The 26,472-nt window shown below is 39.4% G+C and carries 17 protein-coding genes; 4 read left to right on the forward strand and 13 right to left on the reverse strand.

Going from position 1 to position 26,472, the window contains the following annotated elements:
• Window positions 1-56: 56 nt before the first annotated feature.
• From R2Q84_RS18680 to R2Q84_RS18700, 5 genes are read right to left on the reverse strand one after another with little or no spacing between them, the layout of a single operon-like run.
• Window positions 57-3,578: a malectin domain-containing carbohydrate-binding protein gene (locus R2Q84_RS18680; protein WP_316818110.1), complete on the reverse strand. Its 3,522-nt coding sequence runs from the start codon at window positions 3,576-3,578 to the stop codon at window positions 57-59.
• Window positions 3,575-6,397 (reverse strand): glycosyl hydrolase family 95 catalytic domain-containing protein, encoded by a 2,823-nt coding sequence (locus R2Q84_RS18685; RefSeq protein WP_316818111.1) that lies wholly within the window; start codon window positions 6,395-6,397, stop codon window positions 3,575-3,577. The genes R2Q84_RS18680 and R2Q84_RS18685 overlap by 4 nt, the downstream gene beginning before the upstream one ends.
• Window positions 6,398-6,412: 15 nt before the next feature.
• Window positions 6,413-8,020, reverse strand: a complete 1,608-nt coding sequence (locus tag R2Q84_RS18690) for a glycoside hydrolase family 28 protein (RefSeq protein WP_316818112.1) — start codon at window positions 8,018-8,020, stop codon at window positions 6,413-6,415.
• A gap of 24 nt (window positions 8,021-8,044) precedes the next feature.
• Window positions 8,045-9,589 carry an MGH1-like glycoside hydrolase domain-containing protein gene (locus tag R2Q84_RS18695; protein ID WP_316818113.1) on the reverse strand — a complete coding sequence of 515 codons (1,545 nt, stop codon included), beginning with the start codon at window positions 9,587-9,589 and terminating at the stop codon, window positions 8,045-8,047.
• Window positions 9,586-12,324 (reverse strand): alpha-glucuronidase family glycosyl hydrolase, encoded by a 2,739-nt coding sequence (locus R2Q84_RS18700; protein WP_316818114.1) that lies wholly within the window; start codon window positions 12,322-12,324, stop codon window positions 9,586-9,588. The genes R2Q84_RS18695 and R2Q84_RS18700 overlap by 4 nt, the downstream gene beginning before the upstream one ends.
• 333 nt (window positions 12,325-12,657) lie before the next feature.
• Between R2Q84_RS18700 and R2Q84_RS18705 the strand changes: the two genes are divergently transcribed.
• Window positions 12,658-13,074 (forward strand): lipocalin family protein, encoded by a 417-nt coding sequence (locus R2Q84_RS18705; protein ID WP_316818115.1) that lies wholly within the window; start codon window positions 12,658-12,660, stop codon window positions 13,072-13,074.
• An 87-nt stretch (window positions 13,075-13,161) separates the two neighbouring features.
• Here the strand turns inward: R2Q84_RS18705 and R2Q84_RS18710 are convergent, their stop codons facing one another.
• Window positions 13,162-14,499, reverse strand: coding sequence for a S8 family peptidase (locus tag R2Q84_RS18710; RefSeq protein ID WP_316818116.1), 1,338 nt, complete (start codon window positions 14,497-14,499; stop codon window positions 13,162-13,164).
• A gap of 175 nt (window positions 14,500-14,674) precedes the next feature.
• Window positions 14,675-15,319: a hypothetical protein gene (locus R2Q84_RS18715; RefSeq protein WP_316818117.1), complete on the reverse strand. Its 645-nt coding sequence runs from the start codon at window positions 15,317-15,319 to the stop codon at window positions 14,675-14,677.
• Window positions 15,320-15,386: 67 nt separating this feature from the next.
• Here R2Q84_RS18715 and R2Q84_RS18720 point away from each other — a divergent pair, with 67 nt between their 5' ends.
• From R2Q84_RS18720 to R2Q84_RS18730, 3 genes are all read left to right on the forward strand, one after another.
• Window positions 15,387-15,746: a DUF4180 domain-containing protein gene (locus R2Q84_RS18720; protein ID WP_316818118.1), complete on the forward strand. Its 360-nt coding sequence runs from the start codon at window positions 15,387-15,389 to the stop codon at window positions 15,744-15,746.
• Between the two features lie 44 nt (window positions 15,747-15,790).
• Entirely contained in the window at window positions 15,791-18,253 is a 2,463-nt protein-coding gene (locus tag R2Q84_RS18725; RefSeq protein ID WP_316818119.1) for a mechanosensitive ion channel family protein, read from the forward strand.
• An 80-nt stretch (window positions 18,254-18,333) separates the two neighbouring features.
• Complete coding sequence (locus R2Q84_RS18730) at window positions 18,334-18,927, forward strand: pentapeptide repeat-containing protein (RefSeq protein WP_316818120.1); 594 nt, start codon at window positions 18,334-18,336, stop codon at window positions 18,925-18,927.
• A 16-nt stretch (window positions 18,928-18,943) separates the two neighbouring features.
• On the opposite strand, the gene R2Q84_RS18735 is transcribed toward R2Q84_RS18730, so the two are convergent.
• The 6 genes from R2Q84_RS18735 to R2Q84_RS18760 are packed head-to-tail and all read right to left on the reverse strand — an operon-like array spanning window position 18,944 to window position 26,462.
• The gene (locus R2Q84_RS18735) at window positions 18,944-19,339 is read right to left on the reverse strand and encodes a hypothetical protein (protein WP_316818121.1); all 396 of its coding nucleotides are present in this window, start codon (window positions 19,337-19,339) and stop codon (window positions 18,944-18,946) included.
• The gene (gene msrA / locus R2Q84_RS18740; protein WP_316818122.1) at window positions 19,324-19,815 is read right to left on the reverse strand and encodes a peptide-methionine (S)-S-oxide reductase MsrA; all 492 of its coding nucleotides are present in this window, start codon (window positions 19,813-19,815) and stop codon (window positions 19,324-19,326) included. The genes R2Q84_RS18735 and msrA overlap by 16 nt, the downstream gene beginning before the upstream one ends.
• 35 nt (window positions 19,816-19,850) lie before the next feature.
• Window positions 19,851-22,016 (reverse strand): alpha-N-acetylglucosaminidase, encoded by a 2,166-nt coding sequence (locus R2Q84_RS18745; protein ID WP_316818123.1) that lies wholly within the window; start codon window positions 22,014-22,016, stop codon window positions 19,851-19,853.
• Between the two features lie 24 nt (window positions 22,017-22,040).
• Entirely contained in the window at window positions 22,041-23,840 is a 1,800-nt protein-coding gene (locus R2Q84_RS18750; protein WP_316818124.1) for a DUF4091 domain-containing protein, read from the reverse strand.
• Window positions 23,841-23,897: 57 nt separating this feature from the next.
• Window positions 23,898-24,797: a DUF1735 domain-containing protein gene (locus R2Q84_RS18755; RefSeq protein ID WP_316818125.1), complete on the reverse strand. Its 900-nt coding sequence runs from the start codon at window positions 24,795-24,797 to the stop codon at window positions 23,898-23,900.
• Window positions 24,798-24,812: 15 nt separating this feature from the next.
• Window positions 24,813-26,462, reverse strand: coding sequence for a RagB/SusD family nutrient uptake outer membrane protein (locus R2Q84_RS18760; protein ID WP_316818126.1), 1,650 nt, complete (start codon window positions 26,460-26,462; stop codon window positions 24,813-24,815).
• Between the last annotated feature and the right edge of the window lie 10 nt (window positions 26,463-26,472).

The raw sequence follows: 26,472 nt of genomic DNA on the forward strand, positions 1-26,472 counted from the left end.
GCTATATATTGTAAGATCTTATCTTATTTTAAGATTCTTTTGTATAAAACACAAGATTATTGTACATCCAAACCGTCCACACTAAGCCCCTGTGCATCGTCAGCAATTAAACGTACTTTGTACGTACCAGCATTGATCATCGTTCCTGTATTGGTGTTAAAGTAATTCCATTTGCCTTTTCTGGTAGGTGTAAATGGAAAATGCTCTGCTGCTTTTAACACCGTTCCATCCAGGGTTAACACTTCAATTTTTCCCTTCAAATTGGTTTCAAACGGATTGTGATACTTAACGGTAAGTGAATAGGTATCGGCTACACCAACAGTCATCAGCCACTCTAAAACATCACCAGATGACTTTTTAAAAGTAACCCGCTCTTTCCCCATCAGTTCTTCTTTTACAAGACCGCTGCCTATTAAATTTGCATCAGTAGCTTTGTAAGTAGTCACGGTTTTTAGATCATAAGCCGGTTGCATACTTGTTTTAGGCAATAGTGCAATAGTATACATTGCGGTATTTTCTTTGTTTAGTCCTAGTGTAACACTGGCACCTTTTAGATAGCCCTTTTTGTACACATTGAAAACCTTCCCCTTACTATTTTTAAGTGTGGTTTTGGTATCTTCATAATCCGATAACCAACTCAATTTACCATTCGCGTCTACATCAACAGCTACATAGACATCTGCATCATTGTTTACCTTAAATGGTCTTGTAGTTATTTCTTTACTATTGGTTTGAATCCACTCGGCGCCGTACAGCGCAGAAGGTAAGGAGGTAAAATACACCTGTTCGTCAGCATACTGCTGATCGCCTAAATCCATCCATGTTAAAGCATTCACAGCTAGTTCGTTGCTGACAATAGACAAGCTCTCTCTTGCCGGCACAATATTTTTATTTACTGATGCAATCGCAATACCCGAGATCAATGCCTGACCTGATTTTACCTGGGGGAAAGAAACAATCAACATCCCTCCTTTTACCTGGGCTTTTACTGTTTTCTTTAAGGCTGCATCATGTCCTGCCTCTGCCCAGATGTCTACATTTTTAAGTAATGTCTTACCATTTACAGCTACGTCAAATAAACGCATACCGGTCGCATCCATTCCTCCACCAGTGCCTAACCATGGCTCTACAAAATATAATTCCACTAGATATTCTCCGTCAGGTACAGGAAAATGATAGGTTAGCTGATCACGACCATACCTGAACGTCTGAAACAGCTTCCAATCGGCTGTACCTTTTATTGGATCGAACGTACGGCGCTGACTGGCAAAAAAAGCAGGCATTCCCCGGAAATTACTGGTCCATGATTTTGAACCGAAGCCTCCCGGGCTGAGTTGTCTATCGGCCGACCATTGTTGCCCATTTTCATCTTTGTATGCAGGGCCACCGCAATTAACACGGTACAGATAACTATAAGCTGTAGTAGCCGCTGTAATGGGCTTAGCATCTTTGTTAAATCTACTAAATCCTGGTGCCTGAGGTAAATTATTCAGAACAATATAATCTTTAGCTACAGCTTTTCCATTCACATAACCTACCGCGTAAAGCACATTGTATTGAATAGCTACATTATCCCATTGGAAATGTGTGCCGATACCTCCGCGTTTTCTTTTCCCCAGCGAAACAGCATTAACATCATTAAACAGTTCTACTTCATCACAGTTTGAATAAATCGTTATGCTGTCTTTTTTGCCAGCAGTCAGCCATCTTTCCGGCCAGGTATGAGAAACAATATACACCATAGGTTCAGTTTCCTTTGGTGCATAATTAGCCCTGAACATATAAAAAACATCCAAAGGCTCTTCCCATGGTGTAAACATACCTTTGTAATTGATTGGCCCAATGCGATCAAGCTCCCTTAGACCTTCACCACCTTGTACCCTTCCCGGGTTATCATGAGAACTATAAAGCCAGAAGTAATGTCCTGCTGTTTTATCCTTAACAGATTCTGCCAGTCGAACCTTAGTTTCCATCAATTGCGTCATGTTGTTTTCACTATAGGCGCCTTTTTGCATAAAGGCGCCTTCGGTATGCAGGTCAAGTGTTCGCCAAGCACCATACTCACCAATTAATACTTGTTTTTGTATATCATCCGCATAGGTTAAGGGATCGCCACCATAAGTACCGGTCCAGTTCTGTGGTACATCCCAATCCGTTCCCTTGCCACCATTGCAGGTAGTAACTTTACGTTGTGCAGAAGCAGTTGGATCAAGTTTACGGATCAATTCGGTGCACTCTCTGGCAAAATCTTCTGGCAACGTACTCTCATTCTCTAATCCCCATAACACGACAGAAGGACTGTTGCGTCTTTCTTTTACCCAGTCCGTCAATAAGTTTTTAAAGTTCTGTCTAAATTCCGGGGTATCGTACCAGATATGGGCTGCCATTTGCGTCCAGGATAAAATACCGAGCTGGTCCCAGTATTCCTGGTAAAGCAGGTTGTGCGGTTGATGTGCATCACGAAAAGAGTTAAACCCGGCAGCCTTAATCTGCATAACCCTTGAACGTATTTGCTCTGCACTAAAAGCATGACTCTGTCCAATAAGATGTTCATACTCAGCTATACCATTAATAAATACAGGTTTACCGTTTAATAAAAACCTTTTACTGTCGGCAGGATCTGCGCCTATTGGCCAGCTGATCCAACGGATACCATAAGGCGTATTCAGTTCATCAATTATTTTATTACCTTCTTTAATGCTTGTTTTTAAGGTATACAGATAAGGGTTTTCCAACGACCATAACTGTACATCTTTTAACTGCTCCGTCTGCTGATTTATGGATAAAATCTTCCCCGGCTGTACCTTCTCAATACGTTTTGTCTCAGTTATTTTCTTGCCTGTTTTGTCGAAAAGTTGATTGAGTACACTAATGGTACGCAACCTGCTGCTGTAATTTTTAACTGTAGTTTCCATTTTCAGTTCAGCCGATTTTTCGGAAACTTTATCATCGTTCCATACATGAACACCGAAGGGTTCAATTCTAACATCATTCGTAACCACCAGATGTACGGGCCTGAAAATACCCATCGGTTGTGAGCCTTCAGAGAAACCACGCTCTGTAGAACAACCACCATCAACCCATGGGAGGTCCTGTATATTTGCCGGATGATCAGCACGTACAGCAAGTAAATTAGCCTGATTATTTAATTTGATCACATCAGTTACATCCAATGTAAAAGTGGTACGACCACCCGAATGGTAGCCTACTTTTTTACCATTTAACCAGACTGTTGCGTATGACCCCACTCCTTCAAAATAAAGGAAGAAACGCTTACCGCCTTTTTGTTCTGTACTTGTAAAAGTTTTACGGTACCAGGCGTAACCATGCCTGTTTCCATGTAACATCCTTCTGTATCCCTCGTACTGGTCCCAATTGTGAGGAACATTTACCTTCTTCCAGGCTTTATCGTTAAAGCCACTTTGCTCAAACCCTTTATAGGCATTGATATTTGTGTCATCGGCTATACTTTGCCAACCTTCATTTAATGTAATGTTTTTGCGTAATCCTGTTTGTGTAAACCCTGTACTCGTTAAAAAAAGGCCTATCAGAAAAGCTATTACTTTTCTTTTACTCATAATCTCTCCAAATCTCCATTCAATTTATATGTCACCCCTTTCTCTGTGGCGATACTTGTAATTTTATTTCCATACCGCAGCAGGCAAACTCCACCTGCTTTTGATAATATATCCATGGTTGTCAACACCCCATTGCTCCATTTTAAACTGAGTTCAAACCCTCCTCTTGCACTAATTCCTTTTACTTCGCCCTCTGGTAATTCAGCCGGTAAAGCTGGCAGAACTTCCACAAACTGAGTATGGCTTTGTAAAAGCATTTCTGCTATACCTGCGGCACCGCCAAAGTTCCCATCAATCTGAAATGGTGGATGTGCATCAAAGAGGTTTACATATGCTCCACCGCCTTTTGCAGCAGGACTGATCAACATTTTTATCATTTTCATCGCGTGATCACCATCTTTAAATCTTGCCCAGAAATTAATTTTCCATGCCAGGCTCCAACCTGTCCCCTCATCGCCACGGTAAATAAGCGACTGACGTGCCGCCCTCATCATATCCGGTGTATCCCAGGTAATATCGTTACCAGGATGCACTCCCCATAAATGCGACACATGACGGTGTTTATTCGTGGTATCATCTTTATCCTCCAGCCATTCCTGTAGCTGGCCGTATTTACCGATCTGATTTGGCGCCAGCAGCGTAAGTTTTTCTTGTAAGACTTTCCCAAAATCCGGATCTACACCCAGCAATTCTCCAGCTGAAATACAATTCTTAAATAATGTGCGTATAATCTGATGATCCATAGTCGGCCCGGCAACCAATCCTCCGTTTTCCGGTGAGTTGGATGGTGTACTGATTAACCAACCCGTTTTCGGATCTTTAATTAAAAAATCATTAAAGAAAACTGCTGCCTGTTTCATTATAGGGTAAGCTTCGTTCCTAAGAAACAACCGATCTTGTGTAAACTGGTAATGTTCCCATAAATGTTGACATAGCCAGCCTCCACCTGTTACCCAGATACCATGATTGGACGCATTTATGGGTGCCGTAGCATTCCATAAGTCTGTGTTATGATGGAGCACCCATCCATTTGCGTTATAATGCATTTTGGCAGTAATTGCTCCATTTTTAGCCAGCGCATTGATCTTTTTGAACAAAGGCTCGTTCATCGCCGGCAGGTTCAAAATCCCCGTAGGCCAATAATTCATTTCCATGTTAATATTGGTCGTGTACTTACTACCCCATGGTGGCGTTAATAATTCATTCCATATCCCCTGCAAATTTGCCGGTTGTGTGCCAGGTCTTGAGCTTGAAATAAGCAGATAACGACCATACTGCATAAACAAAGCTGCAAAAGAAGGATCCTTTGATGTTGCAAATTGTTCTATGCGCTCATCTGTTGGCAGATTATCATTATCACCTTTTCCGAAGTCCACAGAAAAGGCATTATAGTATTTTTGATACTCTTTTACGTGGGCTGTTTTTACTTGTGCATAGGTTTTACCCTGCAAACCTGTAATGGCCTTCACACAAGCTATTGCCGGATTCCCTGTTACATTTTTATCGTTGATAAAATTGGTACCAGCAGTCAGGTAAAACGTCACGTCATCAGCATTGGTAATACTGATTTTACCTTTACTAACTAACATTTTGCCTTTTGTAATGACTGCTTTAAGTTGACTTTCGCCTTTTAGTACACCTCCTCTTACCCTTAAACTAAGAGATATCGTATTTTCAGTTAATTTTTGAACTGTAAAGTACTTATGTGGACTTGACAAAAGAGCATCCAGGCTAACGCTTCCTTTTTTATCAGCGGTTAAACGGACCACAACCGCCTGATTTGGCTGACTAACAAAATACTCACGCTGATAGTTCACCCCATTTAAAGTATAAGAGGTACTAGTCGTTGCAGTACTTAAATCCAACTGTCGCTTATAATTGGTAACCGGGGCCGTATGATTCTTAAAGTTTAAGTAAAGGTCACCAAAAGGCTGATAACTAGCCTGAAACTGTGGTACAACCGGAGGCTCATCACTTTGAATTTTATATTTCCATTCTTTTACCAATGACACACCATTTTCTGCTGTCCCGCCTTCAGGATAAACAGAAATTGCCCTGGTGGTATCCTTATACCCCGCTATTCCGCCTTTATCAAAATAGTTCAAAACCTGCACCGCAATGGTATTTTTCCCTTTTTTTATGAGTTTAGCAGGTATGGTGTATTTTCTTGGCGAGGTACCGTCTGTGTTTCCAACAAGTGCCCCGTTAACGTAAGTAAAATCCTGATCACGGATACGGTTCAAATCAAGGACCAGATCTTTACCTACCCAGTTTTCAGGAACCTCAAAACTGGTACGTAGCCATATTGCACCGTCAAATCCCTGTAAACCTACTGTCTCCCATCCTTCGTAACTTGGAACCTGAATATTTTTCCATTGCTGATCGTCGTAGTTTTCTTCTGATGGATTGCCTTGCATACCTTTCAGGGCCTTCATATCTGCAGTCCATTTCTCCCTGTCGCCCGCTGCACTTTGCGTACCCATAAACTTTTCTGTAGCTAGTTTTTCCGCTTCCTGCTGTTTTCCTTCAAAAAGTAGTTTTCTGATTTCAGCAAGATAATTTGCTGCACCTTTATGATTGTAATCTCTGGGACCACCGGTCCACAATGTTTCTTCATTAAACTGTATACGATCTTTTTCAACACCAGCAAATACCATTGCACCAATACGTCCATTACCAATCGGCAATGCATCAGTCCATTTTTCCGCAGGTTTAGTATACCAAAGCTGGTATACGGGTTGCTGGGCAACAGCTGCTGTGACAATCAGACTGTTGATAAATACAATGCTCATACAGGTAGAGAAACTCGTGAATTTCATGTCGATACAATTAAGTTACTTAATAGGATCTCCCGAGATAACCCGCACTTCTTCTGTAACTTTCCCCTCTGTTACAACTGGAGTTTTAGTATGTTTAAAGTTATTATTTCCTAGCGATATATTTTTAGTTTTTTCTCCACTAATTTTTAAATAAGCTTCTGTTCCCGAAACCGGAAATGCATTATAGATAAATGCATCATTTACATCCTTCAAATCGATTAGAGGCACATTTTTATGCGGGGCATAACTTTTAAAACCATTTATGGTTAAAGAATTAGCGTTTTCGGCTTTAAGTGAAGATCCGATTTCAGTATTAACTTCTACGTTATGAAATTCAATACGGTTAGCATTACGCATATTAAAGCCTGTTTTTGCATCCATATTGATGTCGTTAAAAGTAATGCCTTCAATAGGCATCTCCTCCAATCCGTTTAAGAAAGCTGCTTCATTTACTCCAGATGCGGTAATGTTGCTGAAACGAATATTTCTGAATCTCGGTGTACGTTCAGAAACCGGTTCAACAGTAGTTTTAGCATATTGTAAATCCAACACGATAGCCTGCTGTTTGATGTTTTTCATGATGATGTTATCCACCCTGATCTCTTCAACAACACCGCCCCTGCCACGAGCAGATTTGATACGCAGTCCGCGATCTGTCCCGTCAAAAACACAGTTTGAAATGGTAATCTTGCGCACGTCGCCTGACATCTCGCTACCAATTACCACACCACCATGACCAGAAAGCATGGTACAATTGGTAATTGTATAATTTTCTGCTGGAACTGCCATTTTTCTACCCGGCGCATCTTTACCCGATTTAATCGTAATACAGTCATCACCAACACTAATATGGCAGTCAGAAATACGTACATTTTTACAAGATTCCGGATTGATACCATCTGTATTGGGTGCAAACCTGGCCGGATTGAAAATCGTAACCGCATGTATGGTTACATTTTCGCAAAACTCCGGATTTACAGTCCAGAATGGTGAATTTTGAATGGTTATCCCTTGTATCAATACATTTTTACAATGCATGGTTTGTATAAATGGCGGACGTAAAAAACCACGTGTCATTTGTTTTGGTTCATCAGGCAATACAATATCCTTATTCAGCTCATCAAACATATATTGCCATTTTGAACGTGGCTGATCCGCTTTATAACCTTCCACAAAATCCCACCACTTTTTACCATGCCCATCTATAATTCCCCGACCTATAATGGCAATATTTTCAGCTTCATAGGCATAAAACAAAGGCGAGAAACTAGTTACATCTACGCCCTCGTACCTGCTCTTCACCATAGGTAAATAGTCGTCAAAGTTATCACTGAAATGAAGCTCAGCACCAGCATCAATAAAAATCGTAATGTTGCTTTTCAGGTGTATAGAACCTGTTAAATATTTGCCGGCCGGAAAATAAACTGTACCACCACCAGCTTTTGAAGCCGCATCAATCGCCTTTTTAATGGCTTTTGTGGCTAATGCGCTACTATCATTCTTAGCTCCATATTTAAGGACATTATAATAGGCCTGGGCAGTAGCATTTATGCTAAACAGCATGGTGCAGCAACACATGGTTAAAACAGTTACAACTTTATTTATAGGGCTATAAAACTTCATTATGGTTATATTTGTAGTTGATTATTAAAGTTTAATTACTGCCTGCTTTAATTTTGCAGATTTATAGATTTCTTTACCATCGGCATAAATACGCAGGCCTTTACCTTTGTTGTATTTTGTTCCGGTCTTGTCCCACAGCAGGGTAAGCGTTTTACCATGATAAGTAACGTTCTCCAGTAAAAACCAATCCCACTGTCCTTCCGGAATCAGTGGATAAAAGCCAAAAGCATTGTCCAACCGTGGTTTGATACCAATCAGGTCATTAATTACCAGATCGGCAAAAGTAGAGTGGTTGTAGAATTTACTTCTGGGATCATCGCCCTTTAACCAGTCTCCAGTCTTTTCGTCCTGATATTCACCTAAGTAAGGTTTACCATTCATTTGATGAGATTTGGCATATTGATGAAGTTCATCATAAAATACTTTTGCGGTCATGTTACCGTGATGCTTATAATTGGTCAGCAGGTTTGCCAATCCTTTTAATGTTTGCGAGCTGGCAAAAGGCCATAAAGCGCCATCCCATTCGCAACTATGCCCGGTACCTCTGGTTCTGAATGTCGGCTCCCTTCGTTCTGCTGTTGTTAAGCCCCAGGGTGCTTTAAACCCCGCTGTATCTAATATCTGATCCCATGCCTTCGCATATTCAGGCCTATCTGACGGCAGGTCGAAATTCCAGGGCACATAACCAATAGCTTCTCTGGCACCTGCAAACTGAGCATTAGGATGAAGCGTTTTGAAAAATCCATCCTTGTTATCCCACAAACTATCTTGCACAAGCTTTTTAAGCGCCTCCGCTTTAACATTGTATTTATTTACCAGCGCCTTGTCTCCTAAGATATTTCCAATATTTACCAATGCCTTGGCATTTCCATACATGTAACTGCTGATGGTAGGCCTTCTGTTCTGGTCTTTTCTTGATCCACTTACCGACTCCTCCATTCCATCTCTTACATCAAATTGCCAGAACAGACCACTTTTTAGTTGTCTTTCTTTTTCCCATTTGTCGTAATCAGCATCCAGGGCAGGTAGAATTCTCGTTAAATAGGCCTGATCTGGGTTAACAAGATGATTCTGGTAAACTGCGTCATCTACCCAACTGCTAAACTGATGAAAACGGTCTCTCGTCTCCCCCACATTAGCATGGTACAACCAAAAATCAATATACGCTTTCAGGTAATCATTATTTTTAAGCCAACGACCTTCATAGATATGATGCCCCAATGCACAACTGATGGAATTGTATTTACCAGCATGTTTTACAGGCTCAATAAATTCGGTAAAAATAAATCCATCCGGAGTTTTCTTCAGGTGCTTGCGGAAAGACCACCAGCGGTAATAGTAATTTTGTTCTAATACCTCATCCGGGCATTCCAACAGAGGTATGTTTTGCGACAACCAATCAAACGACTGCTCGTTGGTTACAAAATTTTTTACGGCTTCATTATCAATTGAATTAAAATAATCCACATATTTTTTAAGTTTCACCGTGCCAGCAGATTGCGCAAATACACCCGTTGCTAAAATCAAAAACAACGTCGTTACAATAAATTCTTTTCTATTCATCATCATTCAAATAACCAGTCAATATCTTTTCCATTACCATCTAGCCCTGCATTAAAAATACGCATTTCCTCTTTTTCATTGATAAAACCAAGGATCATGCAAGCCCCTTTACCCAAAGTCAAAATATTTGTACCTGCGGGAAAAGAATAAGCATGTATGTTTACTGGTGGATAACCATCCAGCACCAATGCGTTTAAGATTTTTATTTCTGATTGTCCGTAATTATTTGCGCTTGCATCGGTTTCCAGTTCGGGTGCTTTCAGGTACTGCGGTCCTTTTACATTGAAATAACCTACCAGTACTTTTACCGGAGCTTTGTTGCTAAATTCAAGTGTAGTACCCGACCTGATTTGTTGTTCCTTATTTAATTTTACTCCTTTAAGGCCTTTCAACTTTTCAGTAACCTCTTTTATTACAGCTGTCGAATCCGTAAATATTCCTATCCCTTTATCAACAATGTAAGTTCCATTGGCGGATAACACTTTAACTTCTGCATTAGTATAAGGCTTTAAAGCATTGATTTTCCCGGAACTAACTACCTTTAATGAATCAATACTTCTTTTAAAATGGTTCAGTTCCCGGGTAAATACCGGCAACATTTCTTTCCAGTGGATAAATGTCTTATCAACACCACGCATTGGTATTTTACGCTGCTTTGTCTGCATGCTGTTGGCATACAAATAATCGTTTTGTGTCAACTTAACCAGTTCCGCATAATGGGCTACACTTTTTTCGAGTAATGGCAAAGCTTTCTCCAGATCGGTTATATCATTAGAATATTTATAACGTAAAACCCAAAGTGCGGATTTTACTTTTTCCGCATAAAAATTAGCCATGGCATCATAACAGTGCATATCGTTTCTAAGTCTCCTGAACTCAGCCGTATCTTTGGTCACCGACGGTGCAGCCTCATTTATAGAAATAAGTGCCTTTTTACCATGTTCGATCACCTCTTTTGCTACCTGAACTGGCGTTTCACCAATATGTCCTTCTTTTTTCCAGGCTTTTTCCGCGTACTCGATAATCATTTCCCCTTCCGGCGCTTCAGATTCATACATTAATGTAAATAATCCATAACGATATGGATTGATCAATTGAGTCATGAGCATCCCCAAAGTCAATGTCTGCCTGTTACCATCAGTAATTCCGTAACGGCGCAATAATTTAGGTGAAATTTCTCCTGATTCTTCATAAGCATTAAGGATAGCTTTCCCGGCTGCCAGATCTGTCCCATACTTATCACCTAGTTCTTTCCCCCAGTAATTAATTTCCTCATTTCTATCCCTATAAGAATTCCAGGCATACCTGCCCCATTCTTTATACCAGATCCAGTCCCTGTCTATTTGTAACTGTCTTTCGTTAATTTTATCGGCCGTATATGGCCAATCCCAGTAGCCCGACTGTGGGTATAAGTGCAGACCTTTAGAACCATAGATTTTATCCATAGCCTGTACAGATTTCTGAATAAAATCTGCAGAACCATAACGGAAAGGTTCCAGGTTAGCTAATATATGTACATTAGAAATATGCACCGGGGCTACCCTGCTCAACTCTCTGTGTAGTTCCGCCCAGCTGCCTCTTGGTGTATAAGTAGTTAAAGCTTCTCCATTGAACTTATTTTCGGTATAAAGGTTCTTATAAAGTGGCAATGATGCGGCCATTACGCTTGGTGCATGCGTATCGTGTGCCCTCAATACAATTGGAGGCTCCTCTTTAATACCAGCAGCTTTTAAACCATCCTTTACACCTGGAATAATTGTTTTAGTGAACCAGTCGATATCATCCTGCCCTACACCTTCCATCGCTTCGCCCAAAGCTACAAGCAATCCAACATTAGGATATTTCTCAACAAAGGCTGCAATAGATTTTCTGGTATAATCAGCTATCAATGGAATAATCGGACGGTTTCTATCTTGTGTTTTTAAACCATGCTTATCAGCAAATGGTTTAGGTATTATAATGTTGTAAAACATTTGAATTACCCATATACCCCGCTTATCTGCTTCTTCTGTTAAAAATTTAAATACTTCCTCATTTTTTTTGAAAGTTTCGTCATCCACTTCTACTGCGTAAGGATAGTCTTTCAATCGAACAAGTGACGAAAAAGGATGCCCGTTCCATAAGTACAATGAGTTGTAACGGTTTTCTACCATCATATCGAGGTAACGAACCCAATGATCTTTATCATAAAACCATGGAAAACTCTCAGGTGTATAAGGATACTCATAGATCTCTCTTCCAGGCAAAAAATCGGTCTTTTGTAGGCCAATACATGTACCACGTAAAACCATTTGAGGCTGATCAGTAATTAAAATATCTTCTGGTAGCTTATTTTTAACCTTAATTTCATCAACAAGTTCCATACAACCATACAAAGCTCCCGAATGGTCGGCGCCTTCTATAACCAGGTTTCTATTTTTATTATAGCCAATAGTAAACCCTTCTTTTCCAACTTGTTTTGCTGTAGAAACTGATAAACCTGCTAGTAATTGATCTCCTTTAGTGCCTATTACAATAATTTCGTTTCCATTTGGCACTTTATCTTTCTGTACAATCTTAACATCATAGCCAATTAATGATAAAGACTTTGCCAACCTATCTGCTCCAAACTTAAGTCTTGGATTAGCATGTAATGGAATAACGATGGTCCGTTTGTTTTTTTTATAAATTTCAGATGCAAAACACACTGTCGAGGCAGTCAGCAGTAAACTTAAAAAAATAAAGGCGTAGATTTTTCTCATTTAATACAGATTTCAGGCGGTCTGAATCTTTCGAAAAAGGCCCAGACTATATTTGGTTTAATGTGCGAATTTCAAATATAGGGACAGCTCTATTGGCTTTACTGTAGCATTTCCCCAAAATACTATAGGATATTGCCATCGGGACAAAAATGCTGTAAAAAAGCTGTTATAATAAATGTCAATATAACAATTATAAATCAAAAAATACCTATAAATGGGTATTGTCGCACCAAATGCGAATATGTTCTTTTGCACAGGTATTTAACTTGGTTTCAAAACGCCATTTAGGTACTAACAATTAAAAATCTAAATAAAACTCTTAAAAAAACAATTATGAAAAATTTCTACCTATTGGTATTACTGATGACAGCTGTTGCCTTTACCGGCTGTAAAAAAGATGATGAGGATAAACAAAAACAAAACATCGTTGGTAAATGGTACGTTAAACAAACCATTGAAAAGGAAATTGTAAATGGAGTAGTTATCAGCGAAGAAACCGAAACAGATTTCGATACTGACTATTATTTTGAATTTACAAAAGAGGGTAAAATGATTGAAAATATTTCAGGAGATAAATATACTGGTAGCTATCAGGTAAAAGGCAATAACCGTGTTGCAATTACATTCCAGGATGAAGAACCGGACGATTATGAGATCAGAAAGCTGAACTCAACTGAGATGATACTTTATATAGAGGATGAAGACGGCCCCAACTCCAAAGAAACAATTGAAATTACGTTTAGGAAATAGTATTAAAATTTGCTGAATAATGCCTCAATAAAAAACCCTGCTACTTAAAAAGTACAGGGTTTTTATTATTGTGTAAAGCTCTATTTATTACTTCGTTTTTGACATTTTCTCGGCCATCACCAATGCACTATAAGCATTTACAATCCCTCCGGTTCTGCACAATTCAGTCATAGCGACTTTTTTACCACCAGATTTGGGTTTGGTAACTGGGAAATCAATTTTAGTAACAGATTGTTCAATAACATATTTAATCTGTTTTGCAGTCAGATCTGGATAGTAGCTTTTTATCAACGCCGCAATCCCTGCAACCACTGGTGTAGCCATACTTGTTCCCGACAATGGACTATATTTATTTTCAGGCAACGTAGCATAAATAGCTACACCCGGCGCAAACACGTCTACTGTCTGATCTCCATAGTTACTAAATGAAGCAATTAAGCCTTTTTCTGTAGCGCCACTTGCACCCACTGTAATCATATTCGGGGCCCTCTTATCACCTTTCATATAAAAAGGGCTTGGATAATGTGGCAGACTATCAATATCACTACCTTCATTTCCCGCAGCATTTACCAAAAGAACACCTTTCTTTTCTGCGTAACGAATAGCATCTTCCACCATTTTACGTTCCGGGGATACCCTTTTACCGAAACTCATATTGATAATTTGTGCACCATTATCAACTGCATAACGGATACCAAGCGCTACATCTTTATCATGTTCATCACCATCTGGCACAACACGTATTCCCATTAGTTTTACCGCATCGGCAATACCATCCATGCCTTTTCCATTACCACGTACAGCACCGATGATTCCACCTACGTGCGTACCATGAAAATAAGGGTTACCCATTAAATTTGCATTCCCATAAAAACGATCCTTGATATTAAAATAATCATCCTTTACTTCTTTGCCCCTGTAATCAACGGGTGCAATGCTGTCTGCTTTTTTCAATAAGCTTTTACTTAACACCCATGAACGGTAATGTTGTAAATCTTTTTTCTTTACCTGCTTTTCGTTTTGAACGTTTGCAAACTGATCTTTATATCTGTAATAAACGCGCTGATATTCTACACTTTCAGTCGTAACCTGTCCATTTGGACCGCCTAGAAAATTCCAACCTGACACATCTCCTTTATAACCATTACCATCCAGATCTGCATTACCTGCTTTTTCTCTTGGATTACGCCATAAATTAGCATTTAAATCTTCGTGTAAAGTGTCTATACCTCCATCTAAAACTGCAACGATTACAGTTTTAGGTGTTTTACCTTTTAACAGCTCATTGTAAGCTTTTACAACATCAGCGCCATAAACTTTATCTGTTTCTTTAGACAGCATATGCCAGTTTTGTGGTTGCGGTTGCTGCTGTGCAAAGCTTAAAACCGGAACCAACAGTCCCAGTGCCATTGTAAGTCTCTTCATGTTATTTTTTATTAGTTGCCGCAACTTACATATATTTCCGGAATTTGTCCATATACACAATTCCATATGTACGTAAAAAACCCTCTGCAAGCTGCTAAAAAACACATTCGTAAGTATTTTTTTACATGCAGAGGGTTATAGCGGACTGTTTCCGTCCTCTTTTATTTCCTGTTATTTACATTGGCAGCAATCCATCTTTAACCATCTGGTCAAATAAGACTTTTGGATAAGACTTTACGAAATTATCTATTGAACCTGGGTTAACAGTTTCTGACTGTGCTGACCAAATCAATTTACCGCCACCTAACTCATAAAGATTAGTTTCCATAAAATAGGTACGGTCTGTTACATAATAACCGGGCTCATAAAATCTAGGATACCAGTAATTATAATAGCTATAAAATCCACCGTACCATCCATAATATGGATATGGTGCATAAGCTGAAGAACCTGGAACGTACCTGGTTTCACTATCTTTATTGATTAGCGAGATTGTTAAAACATAATTAGCGCCAGAATTTTTGATTTGGTTTTGTAGCACACTCTCGCTCGGTATTTTTTTATAAAATTCAGGATTAAAATAATCGGCACCTTTTACGGTCTTTATATTTTTCATAGCCATCAGTTCGGTAAACCCATTTTCAAGTTGAGTTCTGACTTTCATATTCTTTGTTAGCGACGCAATGAAAATGGTTTGCCCGCTTAACAATGCCCCTTTTGCTGAGGGATCAACCCAGGAACCAGTTACCCTCGTTATAGGGCTGCAGGATAATATCATCCCACTAATGAGCAGAATGACAGATAGCTTAATTAATTTCATAATTGATGTTTTTAAAGAAAACACTAAAAAGAGAAAAATGTTTAGGGTTTGATGCTTAAATTGCATCATGCAAATTGAAATCCACCAACAAAATAATATCAAGGTCGCTGAAATCATATCTGAAGTTCAACTGATGACTACTCCCGAAGAAGCCTTGCAACTAATGGTAGATCTATATTATCAGGATTTTGATAAGATGATTGTTCATAAAAAGAATATTACCCCTGATTTTTTTGATCTAAAAACCGGCATCGCAGGTGAGATCCTACAAAAATTCTCCAACTATCGTGTACAGCTAGGTATTGTTGGTGATTTCAGCGAATACACAGGTAAAAGCATTAAAGATTTTATTTATGAGAGCAATAAAAGAAGACAGATTATTTTTTTAAGCTCTGTGGAAGAAGCAGTAAAAAAACTGTGTGGTTAATTGCCGTTTTATTTTTTTAATTTTAATGGCAAACATTGTCCTTTATGAAGTATCTTTTGCTTTTAGTAAGTCTGTTATGGGTTTGTACCATACCTGCCTCTGCCCAAAAAGACAGCATACAACGCGATAGCGCGAAAGTATCTCCTTTAATCAAAAAGCTAAGAGAAATACGCACTGACGACATTGCCAAAAGCAGTCAAAAATTCAAAGAGGAAAAAAATGCCAGCAAACAACGCGCAGTTCTTCAATCTATAAGAGACCTGAATCATCAGGTAAAACTCCTGCTAAAAAAAGCGATAGACACCAATAATCTGAATGAGTTCCTGCGAAATACCCAGCGTTCCCTTGAAGTTGTAAAAGAAGGTATATGGCTTAACCCCGGAAGTAGTCAAACACAAAGAAATCTAGCAGTATCTTCCGCCATCCTCGTAGAACTCTCATCAAGGGTTTCTAACAGAAAACAATTTCTTGATGATTATGCGAACAAACTAAGGGCGGTAAAATATAAAATTGATTCTTTATCAAACGATCCATCCATATATGCTTTCCCTGAAGACTCTGTTTCATTAATAAAGTTTGCCAAGCGAATATTTGTAGCAGCTAAAGAGACGGCTCCTTTAGACTCTGCCTTAGAAAAAGCAACAGCAAACCTGGAAGAGCTACAAATAAAAACAGATTTAATAGCGTTTGGTATCCTTTCGGCACAGGAAGATATTGATATCTATAGCGCAAGACTTTCGTCCAGCAGGTTTGAGCGTGAATTCCCCAACCTATGGGATAAAGCTATAACTTCCAGACCTCTTGGAGAAATTTTGAGTTTTTCTGTAGACAAAGAAAGCATATTGCTTCAATTTTACTTCGAAAATCATCAGGCTTCGCTTCTTATCCTATTGGTTTTGATGGTATGCTGCTGGTACTTTTTAAATGCACTAAAACAGCAGCTCAAACAAGACGACTTATTAAATGATGATTATTCCAATCAATTGGTGATCCGTTACCCTGTACTATCGTCAATCTTAATTACCTTATCAATATTTCAGTTTATATTTCCCTCGCCCCCATTTATATTTAGTTTAACACTGTGGATCATTTCAGCCATCTGTCTTTGGATAATCTTTAGGGGATACATAACAAACTACTGGTTACAATTCTGGACAACAGTTATAATCCTCTTTGTATTGGCCAGCGTGGACAATATGGTGTTGCAAGCCTCCAGACCTGAAAGGTATATTATGCTTGTACTTTCATTGGCCGGAGCCATCTACGCTGCATTTATCCTTGCCACAAAGCAAAGATTTGAGCTGAAAGAGAAAAAAATAAAATATGCCATTGTATTTTTACTGGCATTACAGCTTTTCGCCATCTTATTCAATGTTTTTGGCCGCTTTAATGTTGCTAAAACACTTATGGTAACTGGTTATATAGGCATCTTAACAGCCATTATTTTTCTATGGACAATCAGGTTAATCAATGAAGGTCTTACCCTCGCATCTAAGGTATATAAACAGCCCAGTGCAAAGTTTTTTTATGTGAACTTCACGCGTGTAGGAGAAAATGCTCCCTGGCCGTTTTACCTGGTTTTTGTTTTAGGGTGGCTAACACTCATCGCCCGTAACTTCTATAGTTTCAAAAGATTTTCAGGTCCATTCATGGACTTTTTAACCTCAGATAGAAGCATTGGAAATTATACTTATTCTATTACCTCTCTGTTACTATTTATCCTCATCTTATTTTGTGCATTTGTACTCTCCAGATTGGTCTCTTATTTTGCTTCCGAGCCTGATTCTTTTCATCAGAATAGTGGAAAACATAAAAAATCCGGCCTGGGCAGCTGGCTGCTCATCATCAGGATATTGATCATTACAATAGGTTTGTTCTTTGCTTTTGCTGCTGCCGGCATTCCGCTCGACAAATTTGCCATTGTTTTAGGGGCATTAGGTGTTGGTATAGGATTAGGATTGCAGGGACTGGTCAATAACCTGATTAGTGGATTGATCATTTCATTTGAAAGACCTGTAAACGTTGGAGATATTATTGAAGTCAACGGAAAAATAGCAACCATGAAATCCATCGGTTTCAGAAGTAGTATTGTTTCCAGCTCTGACGGGCCGAACGTCATTATTCCCAATGGCGAATTACTTAGTCAGCAACTGGTCAATTACAGCATGGGTAAAAATATAAAGAGATGCAGCTTAATAGTCGGTGTTGCTTATAACACCAATCTGGAACATGCCCGGGACCAGATTAAATTGATTTTAAAGGATGATGAGCGCATACTTCAATACCCGGAATCTGACGTTTTCTTTAAAGAATTTGGAACTGACGCCATAGAAATAGAGGTGATTTACTGGGTAAGAAATATTAAAGAATACTTCCCTTTAAGGAGCGATCTCATATCCAGGATCAATACAGCATTCAATACTGAAGGAATCATGATACCTTTTGCACAACATGATGTATATATTAAGAATATGCAACCTTTGCCTGATCAAAAACCAAGTACATAAATCAGCTCAGCGAAGTGTTAATAGCTTGCAAACAAACCGATCGTTCGGTACCTTCGCAGAAAGAGTAACATCATCATTTTATGAACGGATCCGAAGAAACAACAGTACATCAGGACAAAACATTTACCGGTATCGACTATGCCGAAAAACAACTCAAAAACAGGGAATTTATTAATTGCGAATTCATCAGCTGCGATTTCTCGAAAAGCGACCTGAGTCATAACGATTTCGTGGACTGCCATTTTAAACAATGTAACTTTTCATTAACTATTGTAACGGGTACAGGATTCAGAGATGTTACTTTTACAGGATGCAAGATACTGGGGATCGATTTTTCAAAATGCAACAAGTTCTTGTTCTCCTTTCATTTTGAAAAAAGTCAATTGGATTATTCCACTTTCTATGGCACCAAACTCAAGAAAACTAAATTTATAGACTGTTCGCTTAAAGAAACAGATTTTGAAGAGGCTGATCTAACTGCCAGTGTATTTCAGAACTGTGACCTGTCCGGTGCCGGTTTTGTACGTTCTATTTTAGAAAAGACAGATTTCAGAACTGCCCGTAATTTCAGTTTTGATCCAGCTATGAACAAAGTTAAGCAGGCCAAATTTTCGGCCTTAAACCTTGCAGGTTTACTTTACCATTTCAACCTGGATATCGACTATAATGGTTAACAAAAAACCTCTGGAATTAAAACTCATCACCAGTCGAAGGAGCTTCTATATCCAACAGCGATAAAACTAAGCGGTTTTGCAGCTTATCTATGCTGAAATCCGCGGTATCCTTTTTTGTCAGATCAGTTCTGGTTCCAGCACAGGTATTGCTGTAACCAAGTATATATTCAAGATTGATCTTACCAGTTCCACTGGTAAGATCAATCTTTGCATCTGCAATCCATAAATCAACAATTTCCGGAAAATCACCGTCAATCCTATGATAGGAAAGTAAGCTATCTTGTAATTTATCTACACCACTTTCATTATCAACATTTCCAAATAGCACCTTATCTAGGAAGGTTTTAATTTCCATATCTCCTCCAAACAGCAGCTTATGCAATTCAACAGGGCAATTTAGCTCAATTTCCATTCAGGTCTTTCGAAATGACAAGTATATCCATAAGGATTCTTTTGCAGATAATCCTGATGTTCTACTTCAGCATGCCAAAAGTCGGTTGCCGGAACAACCTCTGTTACAATCGGACCTGGCCATACTTCAGATGCTTCCATTTCAGCTATTAAGGCCTTAGCAGTTTCTTGCTGGGTTTCATCCATAAAAAATATTGCTGAACGGTACGAAGTACCAATATCATTTCCTTGTCTGTTCCTGGTCGTTGGGTCGTGAATCTGAAAAAAGTACTCCAACAGCTTACGATAAGACAAAGTTGATGGGTCAAATATAATTTCGATGCCTTCGGCATGTGTACCATGATTTCTGTAAGTTGCATTAGGAACATCACCACCGGTGTATCCCACTACTGTGGAAATCACGCCGGGATAGTGTCGGATCAATTCTTCAACACCCCAAAAACAACCGCCTGCAAGAATAGCTTTTTCAGTATTCATATATATCCTCTATTTTTTAAGTAAAGGTACATCGCTCATTGGTTATTGGCAAGAATTCTTTTAACAAGTCCATCCCTTTCTCGTTTTTTCAATGGTTTCAGGGTATACAATTCACCAGTCTTCACCCATTCATTTTCCATTTTAAAATAATCCGGTTCAGATACATTTCCAGAGGTAATTTGTGCAAATTCCCGATCTATAAACGCATCCCATCGTCTTAGGTAAATTGAACTAAGCATCCCAGCCCATTCTTTATGCGCGTAATCATGCAGATCTGTTTTAGGATTGTTATCCGGCCCCCAGAATAGCACTTGTGTCTTGGCATTCCATAATGCATTAGCTTTATCTGATTTAGTACCAGCGAAATTTATAGCCTGTTGCAACCATCTGTTTACCGAAAAATACTTACTCGTGCTCAGCAACGAATCCTGTTGCAAAATCATTTGTCTGAACTTTGCACTGCTCGACTTAAAGTTCCCTGCATTTTTACTCTTTATAGCATCAATCATTGATGCATATACCTGGTCTGCTTTATTAGCCTGTACCTGTCGCACAAAATCAATCATATCCGTCTGATAAGTCTCGCTGCCTTCAAAATCTTTACTGGCAGTAACAAATATCCTAACCGCTTCTTCAAATTTCGCCACATCATAATTCCTTTTGCGGGTTCCCCAGGAAGAAACAGTCTTAATGTCTATCGCAGGTCTTGCACAAAATATCGATTCAGATGGTCCCTCCTGATTTACTTCAGGACTGCTATATGCCGTTTCTAAAAACAAAGCCCAGGCCTTATCGACATTGACGTTACTTTTTCCATAGCGATATTTAGTGTAATTGCCAATCCACTTTTTAAGATCCAAATGGTCAACATGCCAGCCTAGCTCCAACATTACATCAAAAGCTACCGGATTGTTGTAAATACCCTCTGGAATAATCCCTACCCCTTTCAAAAAAGAACCATATGGACTATTCTTTGCACGATATACTTCATCAGCAAAGCGCTGCAATTTTCCATAAATTCCGTTCTTCTCGCCAAAATTGCTCACATTACTCCAAACAAATGGTGTACCCTCATAACCATGGCGCTTTTCCCAGTTGTTTGTATTTTCTCCGAACAATTCAATAACCAGCGTTTTATCTTTATTCAATCCTGCCAGTAATCCATTCGCAGGATTTTGCTGCCATCCCTGCAAAACCCATGTAGCACCCGGATAGTTTTGCTGCATCACTTTCTGTATGTGTTTTCCCGAAGCCGCAAGGTCTGCCCCCTCCGAACTACCACCTTCATGAAATGGATCACCTCCAAAGAAATGTAGATCTTCCCCATATAATTTCTTCATTTCCGAATAATAGATATCCGCTACCTTATCGAAATAAGGATCTTCCGGAAGTAGAAAATCAGGGCGTTTAAAACCTCCTGCCCAGATTCCCTGATCAATTACCTTTATGGACTGTTTATTTTTTAAACTGGATGGTATCATACCGTAAAACCCATGCATTACCGGTTCAATACCGATCTGTTTCATGCGTTTGATGATCTTTTGTTGCAACAGCACCTGCTGATCTATAACCGACTGACTAACCGGTCCGCCCCAACCTTCCAGATTTCCCATTAACCACCAGGCACCAAAAGCAGGGCCTGCAATAAAGCCAGCAATTTCCTGATCGTTATAACCTAGTTTCCGCAATGTATTTTGCCATACACCTTCCATTCCCACTGGAGCTAACATCAGGTTCACACCATTTAAAGCCATCCAGTCTAATTCTCTTTCCCAATCTTTCCAGGTATAAAAGCTCATGGAATAACTAATGGTACAATAATTTAATGCATACCGATGGCTATACGGAGAGACTACCCGTACCTTTTTCCCTACCTCCGGGAGTTTAGCTAATGCGTTAAGGTTATCCCCAAAATGTGACATGCTTCTGTTGCAATAGTATTTGAGATACCAGTTTAAGCCCTCTGCAGCAGCACTTGCAGTGCTGGCAGAGACCATCACTTTCCCTTTAACAGACGACAATTCAAAAACCTCATTTCCATCAATACCGGGAATAACATTAAAGACCAATGCCTTTGCCAACCACGGAAACCTTCTTAAAGCAATATCCTTTACTCCTTCATAAGGTTCACTGTGGGCAGTAATGCCAACAATCATCAGCGAGAACAACATCAAAATCCTATACCTGGTCATTTTTTTCATTTAGTTATGTTTTATCGTTATTTTTTATTGAGATGCTAACTTTATCAAACGCAAACGAGCATCCAGAAGTTTATTGGGCTCGCGGACAAAGATTGTACCGCTGGTTACAACCTCGGAACAGATAGCTTGAGTTTGTGCAGGATTCTTTTTTGCAGCCAGAGCCAGTATCTCATAATCTTCAAAGCTATCACGTACAGATGCAGACCGGGGTCCTTCATAAACTGAATGATTTTCTTTATCAGGGTATACCAGCCAACCATCCCCGGAAGCCCCTTCACAATACATGTCCTTAAATGGTTGGTTGGGTGTAGCTTTTGCCTGATTATACAAATTCCAAGCCCAATGTAAGTACCCCGTTATTCCTTGTTTCCACAGGTACCACCCTATTACACGGGTACTTATTAACGGATAATCTGCAATGCGGGTCATAAAATTATCCATTTGAGGATTGACGCATGTATAGGTCCATAATTCCTGATTTGGTTTTTTGCCAATATAATCATACCCCTCACGAGCTTTTTCATAATAATCTAATTGTGGACAAAAAATACTCAGTTCATCAGCAAACCAATCTTTCTGTTTACTTCCTGCATCTATAGTCCTGACTGTTGGCATTTCATGCAAAATACGTTTGTACATTGAGCTGATAGCAATATGTTGCACCGTTACCATTGGTTCATCCTGCACATGCTGAATCCACATTTTATCCCAGCCTTTTGCTTTTAAATGACCATAAAGTAAAGGAATTAACTCATTAAAGTATGATATAGCTTCAGGAGAGTCAGCTGGAACCCGTGCAAACTCAGCTTTCCCTGTAGCACCTTTGCGTATAATTTTAGCGACCAGCGGGGAATTATAAGGATCGTTTGAGTTCGTCCAGTTCATTTCATACCAATGCTCCCCCTCAAGGTTCTTGATGGAGCCATTTTCAATAAACGTCTGAATATACCGATCAAAATCACTAAATGTAAGCTTCAGTTTTCCCTGTGTATCAAAAGATGCATTAGCGCGCAATAGAGCCAACGGCACCATGATGGTATTTTGCCGCTGCTTTTTCATTGCAGATGCAAAACTGGACATTAATGAAAAAAAGTTTTGATCAATCTCTTTAACCGCATACCAGGTGTCATAATAGGAACTGACAGCACCTGTCCACCAATCAAAAGGGGTAATCCAGTTCGTATAAGAAAATTGTGAATCCTTAGGATCAGGCAATACGGCATTATGTACATTCACCGTGACAGGTATTTCTCCTATTACCCCCTGCTTAGATGATAGCATTAACGTAGTTGAATATTTCGCCGAAGCAGTTAAAACTGTTGTTGTAACTTCAACTACAACACTATAACTTTTATCCGCTTCAATATTACCCATATTGGAGGTTGGTACATAGTATTCAGGAAAATATCCCGGAGAATTGCCTCGTTTGTGTGTGGATACAATACCGGAATGCTCTCCTGTGAATCCGTATGATGATTTTGAGTTGTAAACCATACGAACCGGCATGGCTTTTATTTTTGGCGCATTAGATTCTTTGAACGGCTTAATTTCAATCGTTACGTCATTCAATTGGGTTAGTGATCTTATACCAATCTGTACATTTTCACTTTCATTTTTCACCATATCTACCTGTACTGCTTTCAAGTTATCAGCAGATTTAGTTTCTGTAAAAATATCGGTAAGTGAATTTTCTACCCAAAGATCGGCGGACTTGCTTACCCCAGGTTTATTTTCATTTTCATCACTTTTTAGAACTTTATTCTTTTTACAATTTACGTTAATTAGTAAAACTATAAACGGAAAGAAAAATTTAAATTTCATCATATAATTCATTATAAAACGGTGTTATGCAACCCCGGGCATTCCAGCCCGGGATTTATTTTAAAGTTTCCGCAGGACTTCTACCATACTGGCTGAAAATCCATAATAGTTATAATCGTAATAAAGAAAAAACGTATTCGTTTGTGGATCAAAAGTACTTTGTGTACCGGGAGTATTCGTTAACAGATTACCTGAATCTTCCAAATGCCCGGAAACAATAACTGTATTATCTGCTGGATTTACTTTAAGCGTGAACTTATTGCTGCAGCACCATGGCCCTAAATTCGCAATCAAATTACTCTCGTAAGTATTTTTAGCAATCTTCGTTATTGTTTTCCGAACCTTTGTAGGATCAGTTCCATAGTCGTTTCCATTTCTGGTTCCGGAAGCGATATAAGTACCACTCACAAAATCAGGAACGGTTAAATTCACCTGGTAATAAGTCGTTTTAAGCGCCGATTTTACTGGCAAATTAGGTGAAGCATTTTTTATAGATATTGGTATCAGATATCTACTATCTTCCTTTAGTAATTTAGGGTTGATCCCAAATTGTTGAACACCACTGATGCGTTCATTTTTTTTTATGAGCGCTTTCATCGCACCTTCGGTATAAGATCCAGCCGGAGGAAGCTCGTAAGCAGCTCTGCCCGCAGCTGTCTCCAACTCATTTAATGAGTCCAGCTTTTTGTGATCAATCATAAACTCAACCTCGATATCCTGGACAGCGGCATCTTTCCCTTCTAAATAAACGCTATATGGACGATAATAAACAGTATCCTCCTGTCCGGGCTCCCTACTCACCACCTCGACCGTGTTAAAAGGATTTCCCCGAGGAGACTGTGGCATATACAATGTGGGATCATTAGCAATACCCGGCAAATTAATTTCTTTCTGACATGCACCAACTATAATGATCAGTGCAACAAATAATAAACTCAGTTTATGATTTCTGTTCTTCATCGTTTTAAAACTTAGTTAATAACCTGGATTCTGACTAAAGCCTGAGCTTACCCCGCCCAACTTATCTATTTCCGACTGAGGAATTGGCAAAAAGTACTGCTTAGCTTTATTAAAGATCCTCTTCTCTATGACCGGATAGGTGTAAGTCGTATCACTGCCTGACACGCTAATGGAAACACCACGTACGACTTTATTGTCTACCGTTTCAGCGATCTTCCACCTGCGTACATCCCAAAACCGTTGTCCTTCAAACGCCAATTCAATCCTTCTTTCGTGCCTGATCTTTTCACGCATTTCTTCCCTACCTAATCCTGAAGGTAAATCAGGCATTCCTACTCTTGCGCGTACCGCATTAACAGCATCGTAAACTTCCTGATCAGGACCAATAGCTTCATTATATGCTTCCGCATAGTTAAGATAAACTTCTGCTGTCCGCATCAATACCCACCTACGCGGCGAATCTCCTGAAGCGTTAATTAGATTCACTGATTCTAACACGTATTTCCGCTGCCAGTAATTGGTTGCTGTTTTTCCCGGCTCAGCGGCATCAATACCTAGAGGATCAATCTTTCTTCCCTTCCACGTACTTCCCGGATATAACACAGACTGATAAAAGCGTGGATCACGTCCTGCGTAAGGATGATTAGGATCATATCCTGAACCTTGTTCTCCCGGACGTTTACCTGTTGCTTTAAGTTCATAATCGTCTACCAGTTCCTGAAGAACAGTTACCCTTGCGTAACCGATATACCCTGTGGGGTTCATTTCCCGGTCAATACCTGCATCTCCAAATGCACCTGGTGCCGGACGTCCCCAAATCACCTCCTGATTTGTAAACTGTGTAAAAATCTCTGAATATTTTGCATGAAGCTGATAGCCTGCAGCTAAAGCTGCATCCAAAGCTTTTTTATTGGCGTCCGAAGCATCCTTCCATCGGGTACTTATGTTAGCGGGATTAAATAGCGGACTCGCATAATACAATAATACCCGGCCTTTCAATCCCAGTACAATAGTCTTCGAAGCCCTCCCTATTTCTGATTGCCTGTCTGCATAATTAGCAGGAAGCAGCAGCTCGGCCTCTGCAAGGTCCTTTAAAATAGCCGCAACAACTTCATCAACAGAATTTCGCTTAAATAAAATAGGCTCATTACCTAGTGGATTCTGGATAGATTCAAACAGAGGAACTCCACCCCAACCACGAAGCAATTCGAAATAATAGTAAGCCCTCATAGTCAGAACCTCTCCCTTTATTCTTTTTTTACGCTCCGGGTAGTTGTTGTCCTCAGGTATCTTATCATAATTTGCCAATACGATATTGCAACGTCTGATCTGGGTAAAATAATCCTTCCACCTTCCTCTTAACGGAAATGCCGAAGGTGTAAAGAACCCACTATTAAAATTACCTGCATCGGCACCATCTGCCGTTATTGTAGCCTGGTCCTGACTTTGATCAGTTTCATCTGTTGCACTGGACATAGGCCAGAATGTCCGGAACATATTGGGTACAGAATTGTAAATATTATTTACAAACAATTCTGAATTTCCTATATCGGAGAACACTTCTTCCTCTGATATTTTAGCGTTCGGCAAACGATCCAGATAATCTTTTTTACAAGCCGCAAGTCCAATTACGACTAAAACGAGTAAAATATGTAGTTGTTTCATTGTCTTAATT

The organism is Pedobacter nyackensis (genome assembly GCF_032678475.1).
Lineage (GTDB): Bacteria > Bacteroidota > Bacteroidia > Sphingobacteriales > Sphingobacteriaceae > Pedobacter > Pedobacter nyackensis_A.